Origin of the sequence: Amycolatopsis sp. MtRt-6, from assembly GCF_017308975.1 — a bacterium.
Lineage (GTDB): Bacteria > Actinomycetota > Actinomycetes > Mycobacteriales > Pseudonocardiaceae > Amycolatopsis.
In genome coordinates, this window is sequence record NZ_JADWPD010000012.1 from 131,994 (window position 1) to 154,851 (window position 22,858).

Annotated in this window: 19 protein-coding genes; 15 read left to right on the plus strand and 4 right to left on the minus strand. The window is 70.5% G+C overall.

Going from position 1 to position 22,858, the window contains the following annotated elements; genetic code table 11:
- The first annotated feature begins 14 nt into the window (after nt 1-14).
- The 3 genes from I4Q55_RS21660 to I4Q55_RS21670 all read left to right on the plus strand — a co-directional run bounded on the left by I4Q55_RS21660 (nt 15) and on the right by I4Q55_RS21670 (nt 2,593).
- Nucleotides 15-731 (plus strand): response regulator transcription factor, encoded by a 717-nt coding sequence (locus tag I4Q55_RS21660; protein WP_206790077.1) that lies wholly within the window; start codon nt 15-17, stop codon nt 729-731.
- Nucleotides 728-2,041, plus strand: coding sequence for a HAMP domain-containing sensor histidine kinase (locus tag I4Q55_RS21665; protein ID WP_206790078.1), 1,314 nt, complete (start codon nt 728-730; stop codon nt 2,039-2,041). Before I4Q55_RS21660 ends, I4Q55_RS21665 begins: the two co-directional genes overlap by 4 nt.
- A 162-nt stretch (nt 2,042-2,203) precedes the next feature.
- Nucleotides 2,204-2,593 (plus strand): (deoxy)nucleoside triphosphate pyrophosphohydrolase, encoded by a 390-nt coding sequence (locus I4Q55_RS21670; protein WP_206790079.1) that lies wholly within the window; start codon nt 2,204-2,206, stop codon nt 2,591-2,593.
- Here I4Q55_RS21670 and trpS read toward each other — a convergent pair.
- A complete protein-coding gene (gene trpS, locus I4Q55_RS21675) occupies nt 2,586-3,551 on the minus strand; it encodes a tryptophan--tRNA ligase (protein ID WP_206790080.1) in 966 nt (321 codons plus the stop codon). The genes I4Q55_RS21670 and trpS overlap by 8 nt on opposite strands.
- Before the next feature lie 218 nt (nt 3,552-3,769).
- On the opposite strand from trpS, the gene I4Q55_RS21680 reads away from it, so the two are divergent.
- The gene (locus tag I4Q55_RS21680) at nt 3,770-4,069 is read left to right on the plus strand and encodes a YciI family protein (protein ID WP_206790081.1); all 300 of its coding nucleotides are present in this window, start codon (nt 3,770-3,772) and stop codon (nt 4,067-4,069) included.
- Here the strand turns inward: I4Q55_RS21680 and I4Q55_RS21685 are convergent.
- Nucleotides 4,066-4,215 (minus strand): hypothetical protein, encoded by a 150-nt coding sequence (locus tag I4Q55_RS21685; RefSeq protein ID WP_167455137.1) that lies wholly within the window; start codon nt 4,213-4,215, stop codon nt 4,066-4,068. The genes I4Q55_RS21680 and I4Q55_RS21685 overlap by 4 nt on opposite strands.
- A 193-nt stretch (nt 4,216-4,408) precedes the next feature.
- On the opposite strand from I4Q55_RS21685, the gene typA reads away from it, so the two are divergent.
- From typA to I4Q55_RS21715, 6 genes are all read left to right on the plus strand, one after another.
- On the plus strand, nt 4,409-6,334 hold the full coding sequence (gene typA / locus I4Q55_RS21690) for a translational GTPase TypA (protein WP_206790082.1): 1,926 nt from the start codon (nt 4,409-4,411) through the stop codon (nt 6,332-6,334).
- Between the two features lie 378 nt (nt 6,335-6,712).
- Nucleotides 6,713-8,449 carry an ABC transporter family substrate-binding protein gene (locus I4Q55_RS21695; protein ID WP_206790238.1) on the plus strand — a complete coding sequence of 579 codons (1,737 nt, stop codon included), beginning with the start codon at nt 6,713-6,715 and terminating at the stop codon, nt 8,447-8,449.
- A 290-nt stretch (nt 8,450-8,739) separates the two neighbouring features.
- Nucleotides 8,740-10,551: an ABC transporter family substrate-binding protein gene (locus I4Q55_RS21700; RefSeq protein ID WP_206790084.1), complete on the plus strand. Its 1,812-nt coding sequence runs from the start codon at nt 8,740-8,742 to the stop codon at nt 10,549-10,551.
- 186 nt (nt 10,552-10,737) lie between these two features.
- Complete coding sequence (locus I4Q55_RS21705) at nt 10,738-11,754, plus strand: ABC transporter permease (RefSeq protein WP_206790086.1); 1,017 nt, start codon at nt 10,738-10,740, stop codon at nt 11,752-11,754.
- Nucleotides 11,747-12,676 carry an ABC transporter permease gene (locus I4Q55_RS21710; RefSeq protein ID WP_206790088.1) on the plus strand — a complete coding sequence of 310 codons (930 nt, stop codon included), beginning with the start codon at nt 11,747-11,749 and terminating at the stop codon, nt 12,674-12,676. The genes I4Q55_RS21705 and I4Q55_RS21710 overlap by 8 nt, the downstream gene beginning before the upstream one ends.
- Before the next feature lie 83 nt (nt 12,677-12,759).
- Nucleotides 12,760-13,776, plus strand: a complete 1,017-nt coding sequence (locus I4Q55_RS21715) for an ABC transporter permease (protein WP_206790090.1) — start codon at nt 12,760-12,762, stop codon at nt 13,774-13,776.
- A 109-nt stretch (nt 13,777-13,885) separates the two neighbouring features.
- Here I4Q55_RS21715 and I4Q55_RS21720 read toward each other — a convergent pair whose 3' ends face one another.
- A complete protein-coding gene (locus I4Q55_RS21720) occupies nt 13,886-15,667 on the minus strand; it encodes an ABC transporter ATP-binding protein (RefSeq protein WP_206790092.1) in 1,782 nt (593 codons plus the stop codon).
- Nucleotides 15,668-15,779: 112 nt separating this feature from the next.
- Here I4Q55_RS21720 and mshB point away from each other — a divergent pair, with 112 nt between their 5' ends.
- Genes mshB through I4Q55_RS21735 form a run of 3 tightly spaced genes read left to right on the plus strand, consistent with a single transcriptional unit; the run spans nt 15,780 to nt 17,780 of the window.
- Nucleotides 15,780-16,622: an N-acetyl-1-D-myo-inositol-2-amino-2-deoxy-alpha-D-glucopyranoside deacetylase gene (gene mshB, locus I4Q55_RS21725; RefSeq protein WP_206790094.1), complete on the plus strand. Its 843-nt coding sequence runs from the start codon at nt 15,780-15,782 to the stop codon at nt 16,620-16,622.
- Nucleotides 16,619-17,011, plus strand: a complete 393-nt coding sequence (locus I4Q55_RS21730; protein ID WP_206790096.1) for a hypothetical protein — start codon at nt 16,619-16,621, stop codon at nt 17,009-17,011. The genes mshB and I4Q55_RS21730 overlap by 4 nt, the downstream gene beginning before the upstream one ends.
- Nucleotides 17,004-17,780 carry a hypothetical protein gene (locus I4Q55_RS21735; RefSeq protein WP_206790098.1) on the plus strand — a complete coding sequence of 259 codons (777 nt, stop codon included), beginning with the start codon at nt 17,004-17,006 and terminating at the stop codon, nt 17,778-17,780. The genes I4Q55_RS21730 and I4Q55_RS21735 overlap by 8 nt, the downstream gene beginning before the upstream one ends.
- Before the next feature lie 28 nt (nt 17,781-17,808).
- Here I4Q55_RS21735 and I4Q55_RS21740 read toward each other — a convergent pair whose 3' ends face one another.
- On the minus strand, nt 17,809-18,570 hold the full coding sequence (locus tag I4Q55_RS21740; RefSeq protein ID WP_206790240.1) for a site-2 protease family protein: 762 nt from the start codon (nt 18,568-18,570) through the stop codon (nt 17,809-17,811).
- A gap of 264 nt (nt 18,571-18,834) precedes the next feature.
- On the opposite strand from I4Q55_RS21740, the gene I4Q55_RS21745 reads away from it, so the two are divergent.
- Both I4Q55_RS21745 and I4Q55_RS21750 read left to right on the plus strand, forming a co-directional pair.
- Nucleotides 18,835-19,122 carry a WhiB family transcriptional regulator gene (locus tag I4Q55_RS21745; RefSeq protein WP_167385067.1) on the plus strand — a complete coding sequence of 96 codons (288 nt, stop codon included), beginning with the start codon at nt 18,835-18,837 and terminating at the stop codon, nt 19,120-19,122.
- Between the two features lie 129 nt (nt 19,123-19,251).
- Nucleotides 19,252-22,515, plus strand: a complete 3,264-nt coding sequence (locus I4Q55_RS21750) for a glycosyltransferase family 2 protein (RefSeq protein ID WP_206790099.1) — start codon at nt 19,252-19,254, stop codon at nt 22,513-22,515.
- The last annotated feature ends 343 nt before the right edge of the window (nt 22,516-22,858 follow it).

Consider the following 22,858-nt stretch of genomic DNA (forward strand, 5'->3'; position numbering starts at 1 on the left):
TGCGCGAACCGGCCATGATGAGACTCGTGAAACCTCGGGTGCTGGTGGTCGACGACGAACCGGGCGTGCGGAAGGCCCTGCAGCGCGGGCTGCGCGCGGAGGGCATGGACGTGGTCACCGCCGCGGACGGGCCCACCGGCCTGCAGCTGGCGGGCACGGGCACGTTCGACGTCGTCCTGCTCGACATCATGCTGCCGGGCCTGTCCGGCTACCGCGTGCTGGAGCGGCTGCGCAAGGACGGCGTCACCACGCCGGTGCTGCTCGTCTCGGCGAAGGACGGCGAGATCGACCAGGCCGACGGCCTCGACCTCGGCGCCGACGGCTACCTCGTCAAGCCGTTCTCGTTCGTGGTGCTGGTCGCGCAGGTCCGCGCGGTGCTGCGCCGGGCCGGGCCGGAGTCCGGCCGCGGCACGCTGCGGCTCGGCGCGCTGGCCGTCGACCGCGGGCTGCGGCAGGTGCACTGGCACGACGAAGAAGTCCCGCTGAGCCCGCGGGAGTTCGCGCTGCTGGAGGTCCTCGTCGGCCGGGCGGGCACGGTCGTCACGAAGGACGAGCTGCTGCGCGCGGTCTGGGGCGAGGAGCAGGCGGTGACCCGCAACCTGGTCGAGGTCTACGTCGGGTACGTCCGCCGCAAGCTCGACGCGGTCGGGGCCGGCGCGCTGCTGCGAACCGTGCGCGGGCACGGCTACCTCGCCTCCGACGCGCAGCTCGACGAGGTCATCACCCCGTGATCTCGTGGTGGCGGGGCCGGTCCCTGCAGGCCCGGATCACCGTGCTGGCCGCGACGATCACCCTGTGCTGCCTGCTCGGGCTGGCGGCACTGGCGGCGGCGAACCTCTCGCCGCTGCTCATCGGCTCGGTCGACCGCGAGCTTTCCTCGGCGCTGGGCCCGGCGGGCGCCGAGGTGAGCGCGGGCCGTCCGCTGTCCGGCTCGGCCCCGGTGACGCTGCGGGTGCTGGACATCGCGGGCACGCCGGTGGACGGCGGCACCCCGGCGGGTCTTTCCGCTGCGGACGTCTCGGCCCTCAAGGCGGGCCAGCCGGTCCAGCGCGACGGCGCGCGGTACCTCGGCACGGTCGTGAGCGCGCCGGACGGGGCGCAGCGGCTCGTCGTCGCGGGGGCCGGGCTGGTCGGGTTCGCGGCCGCGGTGCACTACGGCGGGGTGTGGCTGGTGGTCGTCGCGGCGATCGGCGCGCTGGTGGCGGGCTTCGCGACGTGGCTGGTGGTGCGCCTGTCGCTGCGGCCGGTCGCGCGCATGCGGGGCTCGGTGCGGTCCCTGCCGCCGGGGGCGCGGCTGGCGCTGCCGGACTCCCACGACGAGCTGCGCGCGCTGGCGGAGGAGTTCAACGCGCTGCTGGAGCGGCAGGAGCAGGCCAGCGAGCGGCTGCGGAGGTTCACCGGCGACGCGGCGCACGAGCTGCGGTCGCCGGTCGCGTCGATCCGGGTCCAGGCCGAGGTGGCGGTGACGAACCCCGATCCCGAGCTGTCGCAGGAGACGCTGTCGGACATCCTGACGGAGGCCGAGCGGCTGTCGTCGTTGCTGGACGGGCTGCTGTCGCTGGCCCGCTCGGACGCGGGGGAGGTGCCGCCGGCGTCGCCGGTCGAGCTGGTGAGCGAAGTGCGTTCGGCGGTGGCCCGGCTGCCGGCGGGGGCGCCGGAGACGCGGGTGAGCACGGCGGTCGCGCAGGCGTGGGCGTCCTCGGCGCACGCGGAGGTGGAGCTGGTGCTGGACAACCTGCTGCGCAACGCGTGCCGCTACGCGCGCGGGCAGATCGTGGTATCGGTGCTGGCGTCGCGGTCGTCGGTGCGGGTCGTGGTCGACGACGACGGCCCGGGGATCGCGCCGGAGCACCGGGAGAAGGTGTTCGACCGGTTTTACCGGATCGCGGACGACCGGGCCCGGTCGTCCGGTGGGACGGGGTTGGGGCTGGCGATGGTGGCGGAGACGGTCCGGCGCCGGGGCGGCCGGGTCCAGGTGGGCGAGTCGCCGGACGGCGGCGCCCGTTTCGTGGTCGTCTGGCGGTCGGTCCCGGCCGCCTGACGAGCCCCGGACACATGCGCCCCAATGTGGCCTTCGGTGCGTTCAACGCACCGAAGGCCACATTGGGTGCGTTGAACGCAACCAAGGCCACATTGGGGCGCTTGGGGCGGAGCCGGTGCGGGGCGCGGCCGGGGGTGGGGCTTCCGGGTAAGTTCCGGGACTGTGAACGCTGTGATCGTGGGAGCCGCCCTCGTGCGGGACGGCAAGCTGCTGGCCCAGCAGCGGGCCTGGCCGCCGAAGCACGCCGGGCAGTGGGAACTGCCCGGCGGCCGGGTCGAAGACGGGGAGTCCGAGGCCTTCGCGCTGGCCCGCGAGTGCAGTGAGGAGCTCGACGTCGTCGTCGAGGTCGGGGCGCGGGTCGGTGAGGACGTCGCCCTGCCCGGCGGGAAGGTCCTGCGGATCTACGCCGCCACGCTCGTTTCGCCGGGGGAAGAGCCGCGGGCCGTCGAGCACCGAGCCGTGCGCTGGCTCGGGCCCGACGACCTCGACGACGTCGACTGGCTGCCCGCCGACCGGATCCTGCTGCCGGCCTTCCGGGCGCTGCTCAATTAGCCCCGATCATCCGCAGGGCCGCGTCGAGCCGGTGCGAGCCGCGCTCGCGGGCCCGCTCGGCACCCGCCTTCCGCACCCGGTCCAGCTCGGCGACGTCCTCGAGCAGCGCCAACGCCCGTGAGCGCACCGGCCGCAGCTCTTCGACCACCGCCTCGGCGACGGCGTCCTTCACCGCCCCGTACGACGTGAACTCCGCCGCCAGGTCCGCCGGCGACCCGCCCCGGCAGGCGGCCAGGATCTCCAGCAGGTTCGCCATCCCCGGCCGGGTCTCCGGGGCGTGGACCGGCACCGAACCGCCGTCGGTGACCGCGCGGCGGATCTTGCGGCGGATCTGGTCGGGCTCGTCGAGCACGAACACCACACCCGCTTCGTCCCGCGTCGACTTCGACATCTTGCGCGTCGGGTCGGCCAGGTCCTTCACCCGCGCGCCGGCCGGCGGCAGCACCGCGCGCGGGATGGTGAACACGTCGCCGTACGTGCCGTTGAACCGCTTGGCCAGCGTCCGCGTCAGCTCCACGTGCTGCCGCTGGTCCTCGCCGACCGGCACCTCGTCCGCGCCCTGCAGCAGGATGTCCGCGGCCATCAGCGCCGGGTACGTCAGCAGCGACAGCCGTACGCCGGCCTGGCCCTTGGACTTCTCCTTGAACTGGATCATCCGCGCCGCCTCGCCGTAGTTGCAGGTGCACTCCAGGACCCAGGTCAGCGCCCCCAGCTCGCGGGCCAGGTCGGACTGGACGAACACCCGCTCGGGATCGATGCCGGCGGCGATCAGCACCGCCAGCTGCTCATGGGCCAGTGATCGGAGTTTTGCCGGGTTGTGCGGGGTCGTCATGCCGTGCAGGTCGGCGACGAAGTACAGGTCGTCCGCGCCGCCCTCGAGGGCCCAGCGGCGGACCGCGCCGAGGTGGTTGCCGAGGTGGACGTGACCGGAGGGCGTGATGCCGGACAGCTTGCTCATCGTGGACTTCCTTCTCGAGGTGGGGCCACCCCGGAGAAGGCACGAAAAAGGCCGCCCGTCCGGGGCGGCCGCTGCTGGGTTCAGCGCAGGACTAGACGGCCGCCGTGGGCGGCCACCAGCTGGACGTCTGCGCGTGCATGGCGCCGACTATAACCCGATCCGTCACCACTTCGCATCGTCCGGACGCGGATGCGCGCGAGCGGAGTTACGGTCTATCCATGTATGTCGTCCTGCTGAACTACACGGCCCCGATCGAGGAAATCGACTACGCGCTCCCGGACCACGCCGAGTGGCTGAACAGGCAGTACGAGCACGGCCACTTCCTGGCTTCCGGGCGGCGGAACCCGCGCACCGGCGGCGTGATCATCACGCGGCCGATGGCCCGCGGGAAGCTCGACGCCATCCTGGCGTCCGACCCGTTCTGCGTGAAGCACCTCGCGAAGTACGAGGTCATCGAGTTCTCGCCGACGAAGACCGCGCCGGAGCTCCGGCTGGTCAACGAGGCCGTCCCCCACTAGGCGGCCAGATCCAGCTTCGCCTTCTTCAGAGCCAATACCGGGCACTTCTTGCAGCGCGGCTTCGACCGGCAGCACTTCTTCTTGACCTTGCCGGCCTTCATCAGCTTGCGCACGACCTTCCGCGGGTCCTTCGGCTTCTTGCCCACGCGCACGCACCTTCCGGATCGGTGACCTTCACCGGGTTTCCACGTTAGGTCAGCCTAACCGCCAGGGGGGCGTGGGGCCGCTCACAGAGGGGTGGCAGGTATCCTGGGTGAGGTCCGCGTGTGACCAGAGCCGGTCACGGGATGCCGAACGGCTTGCGCGGCCATCCAACCCTTGAAGTTCAGGAGTTCTCGCGTGCCCGCAGCCAGCGCTACCGTCGAAACCGGCCGGCCGACCGGTAAGACCCGGCCCGACCTGCGCAACGTCGCGATCGTCGCCCACGTCGACCACGGCAAGACCACGCTGGTGGACGCGATGCTCCGCCAGTCCGGCGCCTTCGCCGAGCGCGCCGAGGTCGTCGACCGCGTGATGGACTCGGGGGAGCTGGAGCGCGAAAAGGGCATCACGATCCTCGCGAAGAACACCTCGATCCACCGCCAGACGCCCGAGGGCCAGGTGACGATCAACGTCATCGACACCCCCGGCCACGCCGACTTCGGCGGCGAGGTCGAGCGCGGCCTGGCCATGGTCGACGGCGTCGTCCTGCTGGTCGACGCGTCCGAGGGCCCGCTCCCGCAGACCCGGTTCGTGCTGCGCAAGACCCTCGAAGCCGGCCTGCCGGTGATCCTGCTGGTCAACAAGACCGACCGGCCGGACGCCCGGATCGCCGAGGTCGTCGAGGAGACCCACGACCTGCTGCTCGAGCTGGCCAGCGACATCGAGGACGCCGACCACGACGCGATCCTCGACCTCCCGGTCGTCTACGCTTCCGCGCGCGCCGGCAAGGCCAGCCTGGAGCAGCCCGCCGACGGCGAGATCCCCGAGAGCGAGAACCTCGACCCGCTGTTCGACACGCTGCTCCGGCACGTGCCGCCGCCCGCCGCCGACCTCGACGCGCCGCTGCAGGCGCTGGTCACCAACCTCGACGCGTCCAACTTCCTCGGCCGCATCGCGCTGATCCGCATCCACGCCGGCAAGCTGCGCAAGGGCCAGACCGTGGCCTGGATGCGCGAAGACGGCACCACGCAGAACGTCCGCATCTCCGAGCTGCTGGTCACCGAGGCGCTCACCCGCGTCCCGGCGACCGAGGCCAGCGCGGGCGAGCTCGTCGCCATCGCCGGCATCCCGGACATCACGATCGGCGACACCCTCGCCGACGTCGACAACCCGGTCGCGCTGCCCCGGATCACCGTCGACGAGCCCGCGATCTCGATGACCATCGGCGTCAACACCTCGCCGCTGGCCGGGCGCAACGGCGGCGACAAGGTCACCGCGCGGCTGGTCAAGGCCCGCCTCGACCAGGAGCTGATCGGCAACGTCTCGATCCGCGTCCTGCCGACCGAGCGCCCCGACACCTGGGAGGTCCAGGGCCGCGGCGAGCTGGCGCTGGCCATCCTCGTCGAGCAGATGCGCCGCGAGGGCTTCGAGCTGACCGTCGGCAAGCCGCAGGTGGTCCTGCGCACGATCGACGGCAAGCTGCACGAGCCGTTCGAGCGCCTCTACATCGACTCGCCGGAGGAGCACCTCGGCGCGATCACCCAGCTCCTGGCCGCCCGCAAGGGCCGCATGGAGGACATGAGCGGCAACGGCACCGGCCGGATCAAGCTGGAGTACGTGCTCCCGTCGCGCGGCCTGATCAGCTTCCGCACCGACTTCCTCACCGAGACCCGCGGCACCGGCATCGCGAACCACGTGTTCGAGGGCTACTTCCCGTGGGCGGGCGAGATCCGCACCCGGCACAGCGGCTCCCTGGTCGCCGACCGGTCGGGCCCGGTCACCGCGTACGCGATGATCCAGCTGGCCGACCGCGGCACGTTCTTCGTCGAGCCGGGCGCCGAGGTGTACGAGGGCATGGTCGTGGGCGAGAACCCGCGCTTCGAGGACCTCGACATCAACATCACCAAGGAGAAGAAGCTGACCAACATGCGTCAGTCCTCCGCCGACGTGATGGAGACGCTGGCCCGCCCGCGCAAGATGGGCCTGGAAGAGGCGCTGGAGTTCTGCTCGGCCGACGAGTGCGTCGAGGTCGCGCCCGAGGTCGTCCGGGTCCGCAAGGTCACCCTGGACGTGAACACCCGCGCGAAGGAGCGTTCGCGCGCCAAGAGCCGCGACAACGGCTGATCCTCCGCTTCGCGAAAACCTCCCGGTGCGTGTCGCCGGGAGGTTTTTGCGTGCCCGTTCGCTTACGCTGGGTTTGCCGGACGAAACCCGTCGTCACGAATTCCGCCGTTCTTCTCCTTATATCTTTATAGGGGCCGTGACGGCTTCATCGCCTGGCGCCGACCACCGGCGTGAACCTTTTTCGTGTCCGGGCCGTGTTCGTTCCGCCGTTCCGGAACGGTCCGGGAACCCGGACGGTGTTCCGCGCGTCCTTCCCCAGAGGGCCCACCTTGGGGCGGCGGAGCCGCCCGATCCGGGTGTGGGAATCTCGGTTCCGGCGGCGAAGGCGGTCGTGGGAGCATGGCTGACCCGATCGGGGACAACTGGGAGGAACGGGGCGTGCGGGTGAATCGCAAGGCGGTGCCGGTGCTGGCACTCTCGGCCGTGCTGCTCACCGCGTGTTCCAACACCCCGCCACCGCCGGTCGTGTCCTCCTCGGTCGCGCCGGTGTCCAGCACCGGCAAGACGCCGTCGCAGATCGTCGTCGGCGTCGACGACGTGCTCGGCGGGTACAACCCGCACAACCTCGCGGACTCGTCCCAGGTGACCTCCGCGCTCTCGCAGCTGCTGCTGCCGTCGGTGTTCCGCCAGAAGGACGACGGCACCACCCAGCTCGACAAGAACCTGATGAAGTCCGCCGAGGTGATCTCGCAGCAGCCGTTCGTGGTGGCCTACGACATCCGGGCCGACGCGTCCTGGTCCGACGGGGCGCCCATCGCCGCCGAGGACTTCGACTACCTGCGCACCCAGATGCGCGACCAGCCCGGCGTGATCGAGCCCGCCGGCTACCGGCAGATCACCGACCTGCAGTCCCGCGAAGGCGGCAAGCGCGTCGAGGTCACCTTCGCCAAGCCGTACCCGGGCTGGCAGACGCTGTTCTCCGACCTGCTGCCCGCCCACCTGCTCAAGGACGCGCCCGACGGCTGGCGCGGCGCGCTCGCCTCGAACTTCCCGGCCGTCGCCGGCCCGTTCTCGATCAAGAGCCTGGACACCGCCCGCGGCGAAGTGATCCTCGAGCGCAACGAGCGCTACTGGGAGAAGCCCGCCGCCATCGACCGGATCGTGCTCCGCCGGTCGGACCAGAACACGCTGCTCGCCGCGCTGCGCAGCGGCAACGACCAGTTCGCGCTGGCGCGGACGAACGGCGACGAGCTCAAGCTGCTCGGCGAGCTCGGGTCCGCCGTCAAGCTGCACACGGTGGCCCGCCCGCTGGTGGCCGGCGTGCTGCTGCGCCCGGTCAGCGCGACGCTGCAGGACGCCCGGGTCCGGGCCGGCATCGCCGCCTTCGTCGACCGCGCCAAGCTGATCACCGAAGGCGTCGACGGCGGCCCGTCGGCGGCCCTGCACGCCGACGCCCAGGTGACGGCGCCGTCGGTGAAGGGCTACGCGGCGACCATCCCGCCCGGCCCGCCCACCGCGCCCGACGTCGCCAAGGGCGAGGAGTCGCTGAAGGCGGCCGGCTACACCAAGACCGCGGGCACCTGGCGCAAGAACGGCAAGGCGCTCTCGCTGGTGATCGCCTCGCCGGGCACCCAGGAGCCGTACGCCACGATCGCCAAGGAGCTCACCAACGAGCTCGCCGCGCAGGGAATCGAGGTCAACGCGATCACGCCGCAGCCGCGCGACCTGTTCAGCGGCCTGCTCGCCATGCCGGTCGTCAGCGGGGTCCAGCAGCCGACCGGCGACTCGGCGGGCAACGTCGGGGTCGACATCGCCGTCGTGCCGCAGGCGGTCGGCGGCGACACCGCGTCGGTGCTCGCCTCGACCTTCGGCTGCCGGCCGGAGCAGACGGCCGCCGGCGCCGACAAGACCAAGCCCGTCGTGCCGGGCAACGCGGCCGGGTTCTGCGACCCGGCGCTGCAGCCGTCGATCGACGCGGCGCTGTCCGGATCGACGCAGATCACCGAGGCGCTCACCACCCTTGAGCCTGAACTTTGGCGGCAGAACGTGGTGATTCCGCTGTTCCAATTGGCTGACACCCTGGCGATCGGATCGGGCATCTCGGGCGTCACGCCCGGTCCTCCGATGGTGGGCCCGTTCGGGTCCGCGGTGAACTGGACTCGCGGCCCGAAGTAATCGGTTGGCTACGCATTCAGTACTACCGGGTGATCTTTACCAACGCCTTCGAGTGGGACGCTGTGAATCCATGAGGTAACCGTCGTATTTCTGGATGTCGACTGGAAGTCACCCTTTGGTCACGATCGACCCTGAACTGGTGACTGTCGGTGCTTTTCCTTTCTAGCGTGCACCCGCAGTGCGCCAGTTGAGTGTCGCTTGGCGTGTCGTAGGCTCCGGCCCATCCAAACCGGAGCGGTGTGGGCCCTTGTCCCGATATTCAAGGGCTCAGTGCTAGGAGGGCACACTTCATGAGGAGATCCAAAGCAGTCTCCGCGTTGTCGCTCGTCGCCGGCGCTTCGCTGTTGTTGAGCGCCTGCAGCGGTGGTGATTCGGGCTCGGGGAACACCGACCAGAACGGATCGTCGACCGACGTCAAGGCGATGGCTGTCGGCAAGGCCGAGACCGGTGACCTGTTCAAGCTCGCGGCCACGCAGCCGTACGACGGTACCGTCACGATCGGTATCGACGACGGGTACTCGGGGTACAACAACCAGACCCCGGACACCAACAGCTCGTACAACAACTACGTGTTGACCGCGGTGCTCTCCGGCACGTTGAAGCTCGACGGCAACAACAAGGTGCTGCTGAACAACGACGTCTTCGAGTCGTGGGACGTCACGCAGAAGGACCCGCAGCAGGTCACCTACAAGATCAAGCCGAACATCAAGTGGTCGGACGGCCAGGCCTACGACTGCAAGGACATGTACCTGGCGTGGCTGTCGCAGAGCGGCCTGGCCAAGGGCCCGGACGGCAAGAACCCGTTCAACTCGGCGTCGACCACCGGTTACTCGCTGATCAAGACGGCGACCTGCAAGGACCCGCTGACCTTCGTCACCGACTACAGCGAGCCCTACCTCGACTACAAGGGCCTGTTCAACGCGCCGGCGATCATGCCCGCGCACGTCCTCGAGGCCAAGACCGGCATCGCGGACATCACCAAGCTGGCCCCGACCGGCGACCCGGCCCAGATCAAGGCCGCCGGTGACTTCTGGTCGAACGAGTGGAAGGGCTTCAAGCCGGACATCATGCCGGCCTCGGGCCCGTACAAGATCACCGCGTTCGACGCCAACCAGAAGGCCGTCACCCTCGAGAAGAACCCGCAGTGGGCGGGCGGCAAGGGTGGCCCGGCGAAGATCATCGTCCGCGCCATGGAAGACACCAAGGCGATGGCGACCGCGCTGCAGAACGGTGAGATCGACGTCGCCGCGTCGACCCAGCCGGACGCCACCGCGGCCCAGACGATGAAGGGCCTCGCGGCGCAGGGCGTGATCTACGGTTCGGCCCCGCAGCTGACCTACGAGCACCTCGACCTGAACTTCAAGCGCATGTTCGCCGACAAGGACCTGCGCAAGGCGTTCTTCGAGGCGGTCAACCGCAAGGAGATCACCGACAAGCTGCTCAAGGAGGTCCAGGCGGACGCGGAGCCGCTGAACAGCGTCGTCTTCTTCCAGGGTGAAGAGGGTTACACCGACCTGTACAGCAGCAAGGCGGGCCTGGGTGCCGACGCGGCGGCCAAGACGCTGACCGACGCCGGCTGGGTCAAGGGTGCCGACGGCATCTTCGCGAAGAACGGTGTGCGTGCCTCGTTCAAGATCACGCACAACCAGAACGCGCGCCGCAGCCAGACCGTCGAGATCATCATCTCGCAGGCCAAGGCGGCCGGCATCGAGGTCAAGGACGAGACCGACGCCAACTTCCTCAAGGGTGGCCGCGTCTCGACCGGTGACTACGACGTGGCGCTGTTCGGCTGGTCGGCCCAGCCGTTCAAGGCGGAGTCGAAGTCGATCTACGTCTGCCCGGACAACGGTGGTGAGCAGAACTACCAGGCGCTGTGCGACCCGAAGATCGACGAGGCCTACACCGCCGCGGTGAAGGCGACCGACGAGCAGGTCAAGCTCCAGAAGTACCAGGAGGCCGACAAGGCCATCGCCGACGACTACGCGACCCTGCCGCTGTTCCAGACGCCGAGCATGTGGGCGTTCAAGGGCATCGACCGCGTCTACATGCAGTCGTACGACGGTGTCCTGTGGAACGCCGGCGAGTGGGAGCCGAAGAAGTAGGGCTCGCCCCGCCTCTTCCTTCCCCTCGCTCCAGATGACCTGGGAGGCACCGGGGTCCGGCCACAAGCCGGGCCCCGGTGCCCACCGGAAGTAGCTGTTGACCGTAGGGTTACCGCCACTACGGTAGACAACCGGGTAGCGGTCCAGCGCACTTCTGACGACCAGGCCCGGATGAGGAGCAGTTCGTTGAACCTGGTGATCTACATCCTTCGCCGTCTGGCGATATCGATTCCCGTCCTGCTGGTCGGGACTTTCTTGTGTTTCGTCATGGTCGCCGGCACCGGTGACCCGCTGGGCGAGCTGCGGCAGAACCCGACCATCAGCAAGGAAGCGCTGGCCGCCACGGCCGCCAAGCTCGGTCTCGACCAGGGCATCGTGCCCCGCTACTTCACGTGGCTGGGTGACTTCCTGACCGGGAACTGGGGCATCTCCATCGCGCAGGGCAACGCCCTCGCGCCGGTCGCCCCCAAGGTGATGGCCGCGTTCGGCGTCACCCTCAAGCTGGTCGTCGGCGCCGAGATCCTCGCGCTGATCATCGGCATCATCGTCGGCGTGCTGGCCGCGGTGAAGCAGTACTCGATCATCGACTACCTCGCGACCACCCTGGCGTTCCTGCTCTTCTCGATGCCGATCTTCTGCGTCGCGATCGTGCTGAAGCGCTACGCGATCGAGATCAACGGCTGGGTGCGCGACCTCGGCCTGTCCGACGTCCTCGGCAACCCGTGGCTGCGCACGACCAGCCCGGAGCAGCTGAAGACCGACGGCGTCGGCGACTTCATCACCAGCACGATCGGCGCGTACCTGCTGCCGACCCTGTCGATCATGGCGATCAGCTTCGCCGCGTACAGCCGCTTCCAGCGCGCCTCGATGCTCGAGGTGATGGGCTCGGACTACGTGCGCACCGCGCGCGCCAAGGGCCTCGGAAACGGCCGGGTCATCTTCCGGCACGCGTTCCGCAACGCCCTGATCCCGGTGTCGACGCTGTTCTCGGTCAACTTCGGCTCGGTGCTGGCCGGCGCGATCATCACCGAGACGGTGTTCAACTGGCACGGTATGGGCACATTGCTGGTCGAAGCCGTCACGAAGAACGACACTCAGGTGATGATGGGCTGGCTCGTGGTGATCGCCAGCAGTGTCATCGTCGCCAACCTGATCGCCGACCTGATGTACGGCATCCTGGACCCGAGGATTCGCGTTGGCTGACTTGAACTCCCTTCTCGCGAGCGAAACCGCTTCCGCCGAAGGCACGCTCCCCCCGGAGGCACTGCCCGAGCCGCGGAGCCAGGGCAAGCTGGTACTGCGGAAGTTCCTGCACCACAAGCTGGCGATGGCGTCGTCGGGCGTGCTCCTCCTGATCGTGCTGATCAGCATCGTGATGCCGATCTTCTGGAAGCACAACTACGAGGACAGCTCGTTCCCGTCGTTCGCCAAGCCCAGCGGCGACTTCCCGCTCGGCACGACGCAGGTCGGCAAGGACATGGTGTCGCAGGTGCTGCGCGGCACGCAGTACTCGCTGCTCATCGCGCTGACGGTGTCGATCCTGGCCACCGTGATCGGCGTCGTGTTCGGCGCGGTCGCCGGCTACCTGCGCGGGTTCTCCGACTCGGCGATCTCCCGGGTGACGGACCTGTTCCTGATCATCCCGCAGATCGCCGCGGCGGCCATCCTCGCCAAGGTGTTCGGCGGCGGTTCCTGGTACATCGTCGCGCTGGTGCTGGCGGCGTTCGGCTGGATGCAGATCGCCCGGATCACCAGAGCCGAGGCGATGTCGCTGTCCCAACGCGAGTTCGTCGACGCGGCTCGCGCGTCCGGCGCCGGAACGTTCCGGATCATCTTCAAGCACCTGGTGCCGAACATGGTCGGCAGCATCACGGTCAACGCGACCCTCGCGGTCGCGCAGGCCGTGCTGGCGGAAGCCGCGCTGTCGTTCATCGGCCTCGGTGTCCAGCTGCCCGACACTTCGCTGGGCCGCGTCATCCTGGAGAACTACGCCCAGCTGCAGACGCGGCCGGCGCTGTTCTTCGGGCCGTTCATCGTGCTCGTGCTGATTTCACTGACGATCAACTTCATCGGTGACGGTCTTCGCGACGCCTTCGACCCGCGCCAGCGGAGAATGAAGGCCTGAACGCAAGACGCGGGGGTGACCGGGTTCCGGTCACCCCCGCGCTCGTTTTCGCGCAGGGTGATCGCCGAACCTGGGGGTTTCGGATGAATCTCGTGCTCTACGTGCTCCGCCGGCTGGCCATCTCCATCCCGGTCCTGCTGGTCGGCACGTTCCTGTGCTTCGTCATGGTGGCCAACACCGGCGACCCGCTGGGCGAGCTCCGCAGCAAGCCCGGGATCAGCGCCTCGGCCATCGCCGAGACCGAGCACAAGCTGGGTCTCGACCAGAGCGTCGTCGCCCGCTACTTCAGCTGGCTGGGGCACTTCCTGACCGGCGACTGGGGGATCTCGATCGCGCAGGGCAACGCGTTCACCCCGGTCCAGCCGAAGGTGATGGCCGCGTTCACGGTGACGCTGGAGCTGGTGCTGACGGCGTCGGTGCTGGCCCTGGTCTTCGGCGTGCTGGTGGGTGTCCTCGCCGCCGTCCGGCAGTACTCGATCTGGGACTACCTCGCGACGACGCTGGCGTTCCTGATGTTCTCGATGCCCATCTTCTGCGTGGCGATCGTCCTGAAGGGGTACGCGATCCGCGCCAACGTCTGGGTCCGCGACCTGGGCCTGTCCGACGTCCTCGGCGACCCGTGGCTGCGGACGACGAGCCCGGAGAGCCTCTCGGCGACCGGACTGGGTGACGCGCTCGCGAAGTACGTCGGCGCGTTCCTGCTGCCGACGCTGTCCATCATGGCGATCACGTTCGCCGCGTACAGCCGGTTCCAGCGGGCGTCGATGCTGGAGGTCCTGGGCGCCGACTACGTGCGCACGGCGCGCGCCAAGGGCGTGTCGAACAGCCGTGTGATCTGGCGCCACGCGTTCCGCAACGCGCTGATCCCGGTGATGACGCTGTTTTCGGTCAACTTCGGCGCCACGGTGACGGGCGCGATCATCACCGAGACGGTGTTCAACTGGCACGGCATGGGCACGCTGCTGGTGGAGGCGGTCAACAAGAACGACCCGCAGGTGCTGATGGGCTGGCTGGTGGTGATCGCGGCGAGCGTGGTGATCGCGAACCTGGTCGCGGACCTGCTCTACGGCATCCTGGACCCCCGCATCCGCGTCGGCTGATGCCCGCCTGATCACGCGTGATGCCCCTCCAGACACGCGTAAGACCCCTCCGAACACGCCGAAGGGCCCGCACCCAGGTGTGAGTGCGGGCCCTTCAGCGGGTCAAACGTCAGTCGGCCACTGGGGCCAGCTTGCCGGCCTCCCAGGCCGCGCGGCGCTCGGCCTGCAGCACCGGGTCCGCGACCGGGGCCGCCGAGAGCAGGCGCTTCGTGTACTCCTGCTGCGGCGAGTGCAGCACCTGGTCGCGGGTGCCGACCTCGACCAGCTTGCCGTGCTGCATCACCGCGACGCGGTCGGCCAGCAGGTCGACCACCGCCAGGTCGTGGCTGATGAACAGGCAGGCGAACTGCAGCGACTGCTGCAGGTCGAGGAACAGGTCCAGCACGCGGGCCTGCACCGACACGTCCAGCGCCGACGTCGGCTCGTCCGCGATGAGCAGCGCCGGGTCGAGCGACAGCGCGCGGGCGATCGCCACGCGCTGGCGCTGGCCGCCCGACAGCTCGTGCGGGTAGCGGTTCATGTAGTGCCCGCCCAGCTCGACCTTGTCGAGCAGCGAGCGCACCCGCGCCGACAGCTCCTTGCCGGAGAGCACCTTGTGGAGCACCATCGGCTCGGCGATCGACTCGCCGATCGTCATCTTCGGGTCCAGAGTGGACGCCGGGTCCTGGAACACGATCGAGAAGTACCGGCGAAGCGGGCGAAGCTCCTTCGCCGACATCTTCGTGATGTCCTTGCCCGCGATGGACACCGTGCCCGCCGTCGGGTCGAGCAGGCGGATGGCGCAGCGGCCGACCGTCGACTTGCCCGAACCCGACTCGCCCACCAGGCCGACGATCTCGCCCTTGGCGATGGTCAGCGAGACGTCGTCGACCGCGCGGTTCTTGCCCTGACCGCGGCGGCCCGGGTACTCGAGGACCAGGTTCTTGATCTCGAGGGCCGGCGCGGCCTCCTCGATCACGGCTTCGAGCTCTTCGTCGGCCAGCCGGATCTCCTCGGCGATCTTGGCCGCCTCGGTGCTGTCGGCGTCGATGCCCGCGTCGTCGAGCAGGCGACGGCCCTCGGGGCGCTGGCCGAGCACCGGCACCGCGGCGAGCAGCCGCCGGGTGTAGTCCTCCTTCGGCGACGCGAACAGCTCGCGCACCGGCGCCTCTTCGACGATCTCGCCCTGGTACATGACGATGACGCGGTCGGCCATGTCGGCGACGACGCCCATGTCGTGGGTGATCAGCACGATCGCCGTGTCGAGGGTGTCCCGCAGCTTGCGCAGCAGGCCCAGGATCTCCGCCTGCACCGTGACGTCGAGCGCCGTGGTCGGCTCGTCGGCGATGATGACCTTCGGGTCGCAGGCGATCGCCATGGCGATGACGACGCGCTGGCGCAGGCCGCCCGAGAGCTGGTGCGGGTACTGCTTGAACCGCAGCTCGGGGTTCGGGATGCCGACCATGTCGAGCAGCTCGACCGCGCGCTTGTCGGCGGCGTCCTTGGCGATGTCGAGGTGCGAACGCAGGGCCTCGCGCAGCTGCCAGCCGACCGTGTAGACCGGGTTCAGCGCCGTCATCGGCTCCTGGAAGATCATCGCGACCTGATTGCCGCGGATCTTCTGCATGTCCTTCTCTTTGAGATCCGCCAGGTTGCGCTCGCCCAGGCGCAGCTCACCGGCGATCCGGCTGGTCTTGGGCAGCAGGCCCAGCACCGACATCGACGTGACGGACTTGCCGGACCCGGACTCCCCGACCACGGCCACGATCTCGCCGGGCTGCACGTCGAACCCGATGCCCTTAACGGCGTTCACGACGCCGTCCTCGGTCTGGAACGACACGCTGAGGTCGGAAATGGACAGGACCGATCCTGACACGCCGGCGACGTCCGCCGAAGTTGCTTCAGTGCTCACCAGATGCCCTTCGTGGGGGTACAGACTGTCACGACGCGGCGGTCGCGACTCGCGCGAGGATAACCGAGGGTGTCCCCGACGAACGTCGGAGCACGGGAATTACGCTCAACCCGTGATCTCCCCGGTATCCCGACGGCTGCTGTTCGTCCACGCCCATCCCGACGACGAAAGCATCACCACCGGCGCCTCGATCGCACGATACGCCGCCGAAGGCGCCGAGGTCACCGTGGTGACCTGCACGCTGGGTGAGGAGGGCGAGGTGATGGCCGGCCTGGGGGAGCTGGAGGGGCTGCGTGCCCACGCCGCCGACCAGCTGGGCGGCTACCGCGTCACCGAGCTGGCCGCCGCGTGCGCCGCACTGGGGGTGTCCCGCCACCGTTACCTGGGCGGGCTCGGCCGGTGGCGCGATTCGGGCATGGCGGGCACGCCGTCGGCGGCGCACCCGCGGGCGTTCACCGGCGGGTCCGCCGACGAGCAGGCCGCGCAGCTGGCGGAGGTCCTGGACGAGGTCCAGCCCCAGGTCGTCGTCACCTACGACGCCTTCGGCGGCTACGGCCACCCCGACCACATCCGGGCCCACGACATCACGATGGCGGCGGCGCCGCGGGCCCGCTCGGTGCGGCGGGTCTTCCACACGGTCGCGCCGCGGGACGCCGTGCGTGCCGGGTTGAGCGCGCTGCGTGCCGGCGACCCGGTGTTCCGGGTGCCGCCGGACGACGAGCTGCCCACGACGCCGGACGAAGAGATCACGACGGTGCTCGACGTCGCCGCGTACCTGCCCGCGAAGGTGGCCGCACTGCGCGCGCACGCGACACAGCTCACCGTGGTCGACGGCGACGTCCCGTACTTCGCGCTGACCAACGAGATCGCCCAGCCGATCCTCGCGCGGGATTGTTATGTGCTCGCCCACGGCCCGGCCGAAGGTGCCGGGGACGACCTGTTCGGCGGGCTGTGACGGTGCCGGAGCGGCTGACGCTCGACCAGGGGCTGCTGCTCGCGCTGCTCGTCGTCGACACGGTGCTGCTCGCGCTGCTGGAGATGTTCTTCCTGCCGCTGCGGATCGGGGTCGTCCCGGTGCCGGTGACGGTCCTCGTCGGCGCCGTCACCACGCCCTGGCTGGTGTGGACCACCGCGAAGCTGGTGCGGCCCGGGCTTTCGTGGGTACCCCTGGCGGTGTGGGTGCTCGTGGTGTTCGGGGTCGGCCTGCAGGGCCCGGGCGGTGACCGGCTGCTGATCCAGGACTGGCGGGCGTTGCTGCTGCTGGGCGCGAGCGCGCTGCCGGCCGCGATGGTGCTCGGCGGCGGGCCGCGCCGCACGGTGGGAAGGAGACCGGGACATGGGTGAGGCGATCTCCGACCGGCAGGTCGTGGCGGTGCTGCGGCCGTTCGTGCGGGCGTGCGGGCCGATGCTCGACGCCCTGCGCGAGTCCGACCCGTTCGGCCTGCAGGCCCGGGCGGCGGACGACCTGGCCGAGGTCGAGTCCGGCCTGAAGGCGAAGCTGATCCACGGCGTCACGTCGGTGAAGGTGCCCGGCACGGCGGCGTGGGCCCGGATGACGGGCTACGACCGGTCGAGCTGGTGGATGAACCGCGTGGGCCGCTTCACGGCGCTGCTGACGTCGATCCCGGGGCTGGGCGGCGCGCTGGCGGACCGCCTGCCGGTCCAGGACGCCCTCGGCGCGGCGTCCCAGGGCCTGCTGTTGTGCGCGATCGCGGGCGAGTACGGCGTGACGGACGTCGGCACGCGGGTGCGGCTGATCGCGTGGGTGCTGTTCGAACGCGACATCGACCCGGACCTGGCGGCGGGCAAGCACGCGGAGCACGACGAAGCCGCGGAGGCGGACGAAGCGGCGAAGCTGACCGAGGAACTGACGGCGTCGGAGAAGAAGCACGGAAAGGCGACCGTGAAGGCCGCGGGCCGCACGCTGTGGCGGCTCGGGCGGGCGTTGCTGGGCATCACGGAGGAACTGGAGAAGCGGCCGCGGGGGAACCTGTTCCACCGGGCGGTCGGCCTGCTGCCGGTGGTCGGTGCGGCGGGGGACTACTTCGGGGAGCGGTCGGGGTTGCGGAAGGTGTGGAAGCGGGCGCACGTCTGGCTGACCGAGCACCGCTGATCTTCCCGCGCGGTGCCCGGTCCAAACCTCAGTTCCAGAACTGGAAGACGCTGAAGCCGATCCGCGCGCCGTCGACGTACCCGCCGAACGCGTTGAAGATGGCGTAGGAACCGTCCCACAGCGCGGCGTTCGCCGGGCGGAAGAAGAAGAGGAGGGCGAACAGGGCGATCGGCGCCCACGGGCGGACCTGCGCGCCGATCTCACGCGCCCGCGGCGGCAGGTACGGCTCGATCGCGCCCCAGCCGTCGAGGCCCGGGATCGGGAGGATGTTGAGCAGGAAAGTCACCACCTGCAGCAACGCCAGGTACGACATCGCGATCACGAGCCCGCCCGCCATCGGCACCAGCGCCACCACCAGGCACAGCGCCGCGCCGACCGCGAGGTTGCTCAGCGGCCCGGCCAGCGACACCCACGACGACGTCCCGCGCGAACGCAGCGCGCCGCGGTTGATCCAGACCGCGCCACCCGGCAGCGGGATGCCGCCGATGATGAGGAAGATCAGCGGCAGGACGATCGACAGGACGGGGTCGGTGTACTTCCGGACGTCCAGCGTCAGGTAACCCTTGTGGGCGACGCTGTAGTCACCGCCACGGTAGGCGACCATCGCGTGCCCGAACTCGTGCAGCGACAACGACGCCACCCAGCCGGCGGCGACGAAGATCACCACGCCGGCGATGAGCAGCGGGTCGCGGTCGCGGACGAAAACGGTGTTGATGTCACCGAACGCGGCCATGGCGCCACCGGCGACGGTGAGCGCGAGGATGCCGAGGAAGACCGGGCTGGGGCGCACTGCTGACTTCTGCACGTGCTCCAGTCTTCCGTATGCCCGGTGTGAAGTTACCGGCGTGTCCCCTTGCGCGATCGGGCCGGAACGTCCCCCGAACTCGCTACTCCGCTTGACCTGACCGCACTACACGGGTGTAATCACAGTGATGTCATTCGCCGCCGAGAGGGGACGGCGAGTGTCGTTTCACCACCGCCAGCCTGGGGAGTGCTAGGGAGCGAGGAGGCGGACGTGCGGTTGGAAGCCGATGGGAAGGAATGGGGGCACGTCATGGGTTGGGGCGAGATCCCGGAGCAGGCTCTGGGAGATCTCACCGAGCTCATCGATGCCACCGAAGAAGAGCAGGATTGGCAGGAACGCGCCCTGTGCGCGCAGACGGACCCGGAGGCGTTCTTCCCCGAGAAGGGCGGTTCCACCCGCGAAGCCAAGCGCATCTGCCTGGGTTGCGAGGTCAAGGACGAGTGCCTTGAGTACGCGCTGGCCCACGACGAGCGCTTCGGCATCTGGGGCGGTCTGTCCGAGCGGGAGCGCCGCAAGCTGAAGAAGCGAGCTGTCTAGTGCGAATCACCGGTGATGCTTTGCGTCACCGGTGATTCCACGTGGTGAACACGGCGTGGGTTCACCATCGGGTGATGCACCGGGGCCGTAGGGTGGCCGCACCGACTGCCGCCTGATCTGGAGCGTTCGTTGCCCCGCACCGCTGCGCCGCCCGTCCCGCGCACCGCGCCCGTTCTGGCCATTGTGGTCTGTCACGACGGCGAAAACTGGCTGCCGCTGGCGCTTTCCGCGTTGCGCCGCAGCACCGTCCGGCCCCGGCACGTGCTCGCCGTGGACACCGGCTCCACCGACGCGACCCCGCGGCTGCTCGCCGAAGCCGCCGAAGATCCCGGGCCGGATTCTTCTCCCGTGCTCTCCGGGGTCATCACACTGTCGAGTGAAACCGGCTTCGCGGCGGCGGTCGCCGAAGCCGTCGCGCACGCCACCGAACGCTGGGGCGACCCCGGTTCCTGGCTGTGGCTGCTGCACGACGACTGCGCACCCGAACCCGACTGCCTCGAGCAGCTGCTCCAAACCGCCACGAAGGAACCGTCGGCCACCGTGCTCGGCGCCCTCGGCCTCGACTGGACCGATCCGCGGCTGATCGTCGAAGCCGGCCTCTCCACCGACGCCTCCGGCCACCGCCAGCAGGTCGCCACGACCGGCGAGGACCCGGTCGAGGTGCTCGCCGTGCCTAGCGCCGGCTCGCTCGTCCGCCGCGACGCCTGGGACGACCTCGGCGGCTTCGACCCGGATTTCCCGTTGCTGCGCGAGGATCTCGACTTCGGCTGGCGCGCGAACGCGGCCGGCGGCGTGGTCCTGACCGTGCCGCTCGCGCGGGTGCGGCACGCCCGCGCCGTCACCACCGGGCGCCGGGCCGCGGACGCGCTCCCCGGCGCGCCGTCCGCGGCCAACCGCGCCCACGGGCTGCGCGTGTTCCTGGTGAACTGCTCGCCGTTTTCCTTCTGGCTCGGCCTGATCCGGCTCCCGCTGCTAACGGTGCTGCGCGCGCTGGCCTTCCTCCTGCTGCGCCGCACCGGGGAAGCGCGGACCGAGCTCGCCGCCGCCGCGTACCTCCTCAGTGGACGCGGCGGATTGCGCGCCGCCCGCGCCCACCGACGGCGGAATCCGCGGCCGGGCACGGTTCGCGGGCTCTTCACCGGACGCGGAACCCGGTTGCGCAACGCCGTCCGCGCCGGCGTCGTCGGCCTGGTGCGCCGCGGCGTCGAGAACGACGTCGCCCTCGGCCGGGTGCCCGAGACCGTCGAAACCGAGTCGGCGTGGGTGACGCCGGAAGCGCTCGACGCCCGCGAGAACCGTCCGGTCGGCCCCGACGCGCTGCCCGCCGGCGCGCTGCGCGGAGTCAGCTCGCGCGGGTCCGGGCTGCGCCGGCCGGGCACGCTCGTCGCCGTCACGCTCCCGGAAACGCCGGTGGCCGAAGACACGCCCGAAACCGAAGAGCCGGAACCCGAACTCGTCTTCGTGGAGGTGAACCGGCGCCGCGTCCTGGCGGCCACGATCTTCGCGCCGCCGGTCGTCCTGCTGGTCGTGCTGACCGCGCTCGGCCTGTACGTCAACCGCGCCCGGCTCGGCCTCGACCTCTTCGGCGGCAAGCTGCTCCCGGTCGGCGGGCTGGGGGAGCTGTGGACGTCGTACCTGACGCCGTGGCACGCGATCGCGGGCGGCACCGGCGCGCCCGCGTCGGCCACCCTGCCGGTGCTCGGCACGCTCGGCGCGGTGTTCGCGCCGATCGGCGGCCCGGCCGCGCTGGTGGCGATCCTCCTCATCGGCGACATCCCCCTGGCCGCCCTGAGCGCGTACACGGCGACGAGGCGGCTTCGCGTGCGCCGCTGGGTCCGCGCAGTCATCGCCGCGACGTACGCGCTGCTGCCCGCCGCGACCGCCGGCGTGGCACAGGGCCGGCTCGACGTCGTCGTGGTGCACCTGGTGTTGCCGCTGGTGGCCGCGGGCATCGCCGGGCTGCTCGTCAACGCGGACACGCGCTGGCTGCACGTCTCCGCGCTGTCGGCGTTCGGGGTCGCGCTGCTCGGCGCGTTTTCGCCGCTGGCGCACGGGCTCGCACTCGCCGGGCTGCTGATCGGGTTCGTCGTGCTGCCCGCGCCGACCGGGCTGGCGCGGCGGATCGCGTCGGTCGGCATCGTGGTGCTGCTGCCGCTGGCGCTGCTGCTGCCGTGGCCGACGGTGCTGTTGAAGCACCCGGAACTGCTCGTGCAGGGACTCGGCGGCGCGGCTTCGGGGGTTTCCGGCACCGACCTGGCCGGCCTCGACCCGGGCGGGCCCGGCGCCTGGCCCCTCGGCGTCGCGGTGATCGCCGCGGCACTGGTGGCCGTGGTCGTCCGGCCGACGAAGCTCGCCGCCGGCGGGCTCGCGCTCGCGGCACTGGGCGCGGGCGGGCTGGTGCTGGTGCGGCTGGTCACCCTGCCGCCCCTGCAGGGCGGCGCCCCGGCGCACGGCTACGCGGGCGTGCCGCTGCTGATCATCGGCGCCGGGCTGCTGTGGGTCGTGCTCGGATCGTGGCAGCGAGGTGGCCCGGCCGGCGTCCCGGCGACGTGGCTGCCGAAGGTGATGGCCGCGGCCGGGGTGGCGGTGTTCCTGGCACTGGCGGCCGGCGCGGTGGTCGTCGGCGGACAGGGCCCACTGCGGGCCGGCGATCGGCCGGCACTGGCCCCGGAGGTCGCGGCTGAGCTGGCGGAGTCCGGCCGGTCGCTGCTCGACCTGGCCCCGGAGGCAACCCGCCAGATCGGCGGCCGCCTCCCGCACCACGGCGACGACGAGCTGGCCCCCACACCCGGCACAGCGACCCGCCTGGCAACGTGGCGCACAGAGCTCGGCCAGGGCGACGCGGCGGCGGTCCAGCGCACGCTAGCGGCGGCCGCGGCCGCTGGCGTCCAGTTCGTGGTGCTCCCACCCGGCGTGGACCCCCAGGCGTACCTGCCACTGGCGAAGGACATGCTCTCGGTGGCGGCCCCGACATCCGACGGCCGAGGGGTGCTCCGCGTGTTGCCACCGGCGGGCCAGGTGATCTTGATCTCGCCGGAGCAGGCAAAGGCAGCGGTAACGGGCGGCGCAGCACCGGGCAATGCGCCGGGCGTGGCACCGGTCCGCGCGAACCTGCCGGACGTGCGCGTCCGGGTGTCCGACGGTCCAACCGGGCGCCTGCTGGTGCTGGCGGCAGAGCAGGAGCCGGGCTGGAAGGCCACGGTGGGCGGCAAGCCGGTCCCGATCGTGCCGGCATGGGGCCACCAGGTGGCGGTGTCGGTGCCGCAGGCGTCATCGGAGGTGACGGTGGAGTACCCGGGAACGGAGCGAAACCTCCTCCTGCTGGCCCAGCTGGCGGCGGTGCTGTTCACGCTCCTGACGGCGGTCCCGGCCCGGCGGCGCTTGACCCAGTAAAGGAGCGGGATGACCACCCAGCGGCCCACCTCACAAACGTGAGGGGACAGCGCTCCCCGTGGTCATCCCGGAGCCTGCCCGTCCGGCGAGGACAATCTTTTTTGCCACGGCAGGCTTCTGCCGCGGCTGGGCGGCGGGTCCGACCTCCCCCGCCCCTCCGTTCGGATTGTCAGTCGCCGTCCGGGTTTGTCAAGGCGGGAAAGCGTGCCTTGACAAACCCGGTCGTCGACTGAAGAGAAGGCTGGGATGAGGGGCGGGGGAGGTCTGGTGACGTCGTTGGTCATCTCGCGTTGCCGGCCGCCGGTCCGCGTCGCCGCCTTGTGGCCGCCGGCCGCCAGCCGCC

Excerpts from the sequence above, each read along its gene's own strand:
- I4Q55_RS21660 (WP_206790077.1), top strand. The coding sequence starts at position 15 with ATGATGAGACTCGTGAAACCTCGGGTGCTGGTGGTCGACGACGAACCG.
- trpS (WP_206790080.1), bottom strand. The coding sequence starts at position 3,551 with ATGAGCAAGCTGTCCGGCATCACGCCCTCCGGTCACGTCCACCTCGGC.
- I4Q55_RS21680 (WP_206790081.1), top strand. The coding sequence starts at position 3,770 with ATGTATGTCGTCCTGCTGAACTACACGGCCCCGATCGAGGAAATCGAC.
- I4Q55_RS21700 (WP_206790084.1), top strand. The coding sequence starts at position 8,740 with ATGAGGAGATCCAAAGCAGTCTCCGCGTTGTCGCTCGTCGCCGGCGCT.
- I4Q55_RS21715 (WP_206790090.1), top strand. The coding sequence starts at position 12,760 with ATGAATCTCGTGCTCTACGTGCTCCGCCGGCTGGCCATCTCCATCCCG.
- I4Q55_RS21735 (WP_206790098.1), top strand. The coding sequence starts at position 17,004 with ATGGGTGAGGCGATCTCCGACCGGCAGGTCGTGGCGGTGCTGCGGCCG.
- I4Q55_RS21745 (WP_167385067.1), top strand. The coding sequence starts at position 18,835 with ATGGGTTGGGGCGAGATCCCGGAGCAGGCTCTGGGAGATCTCACCGAG.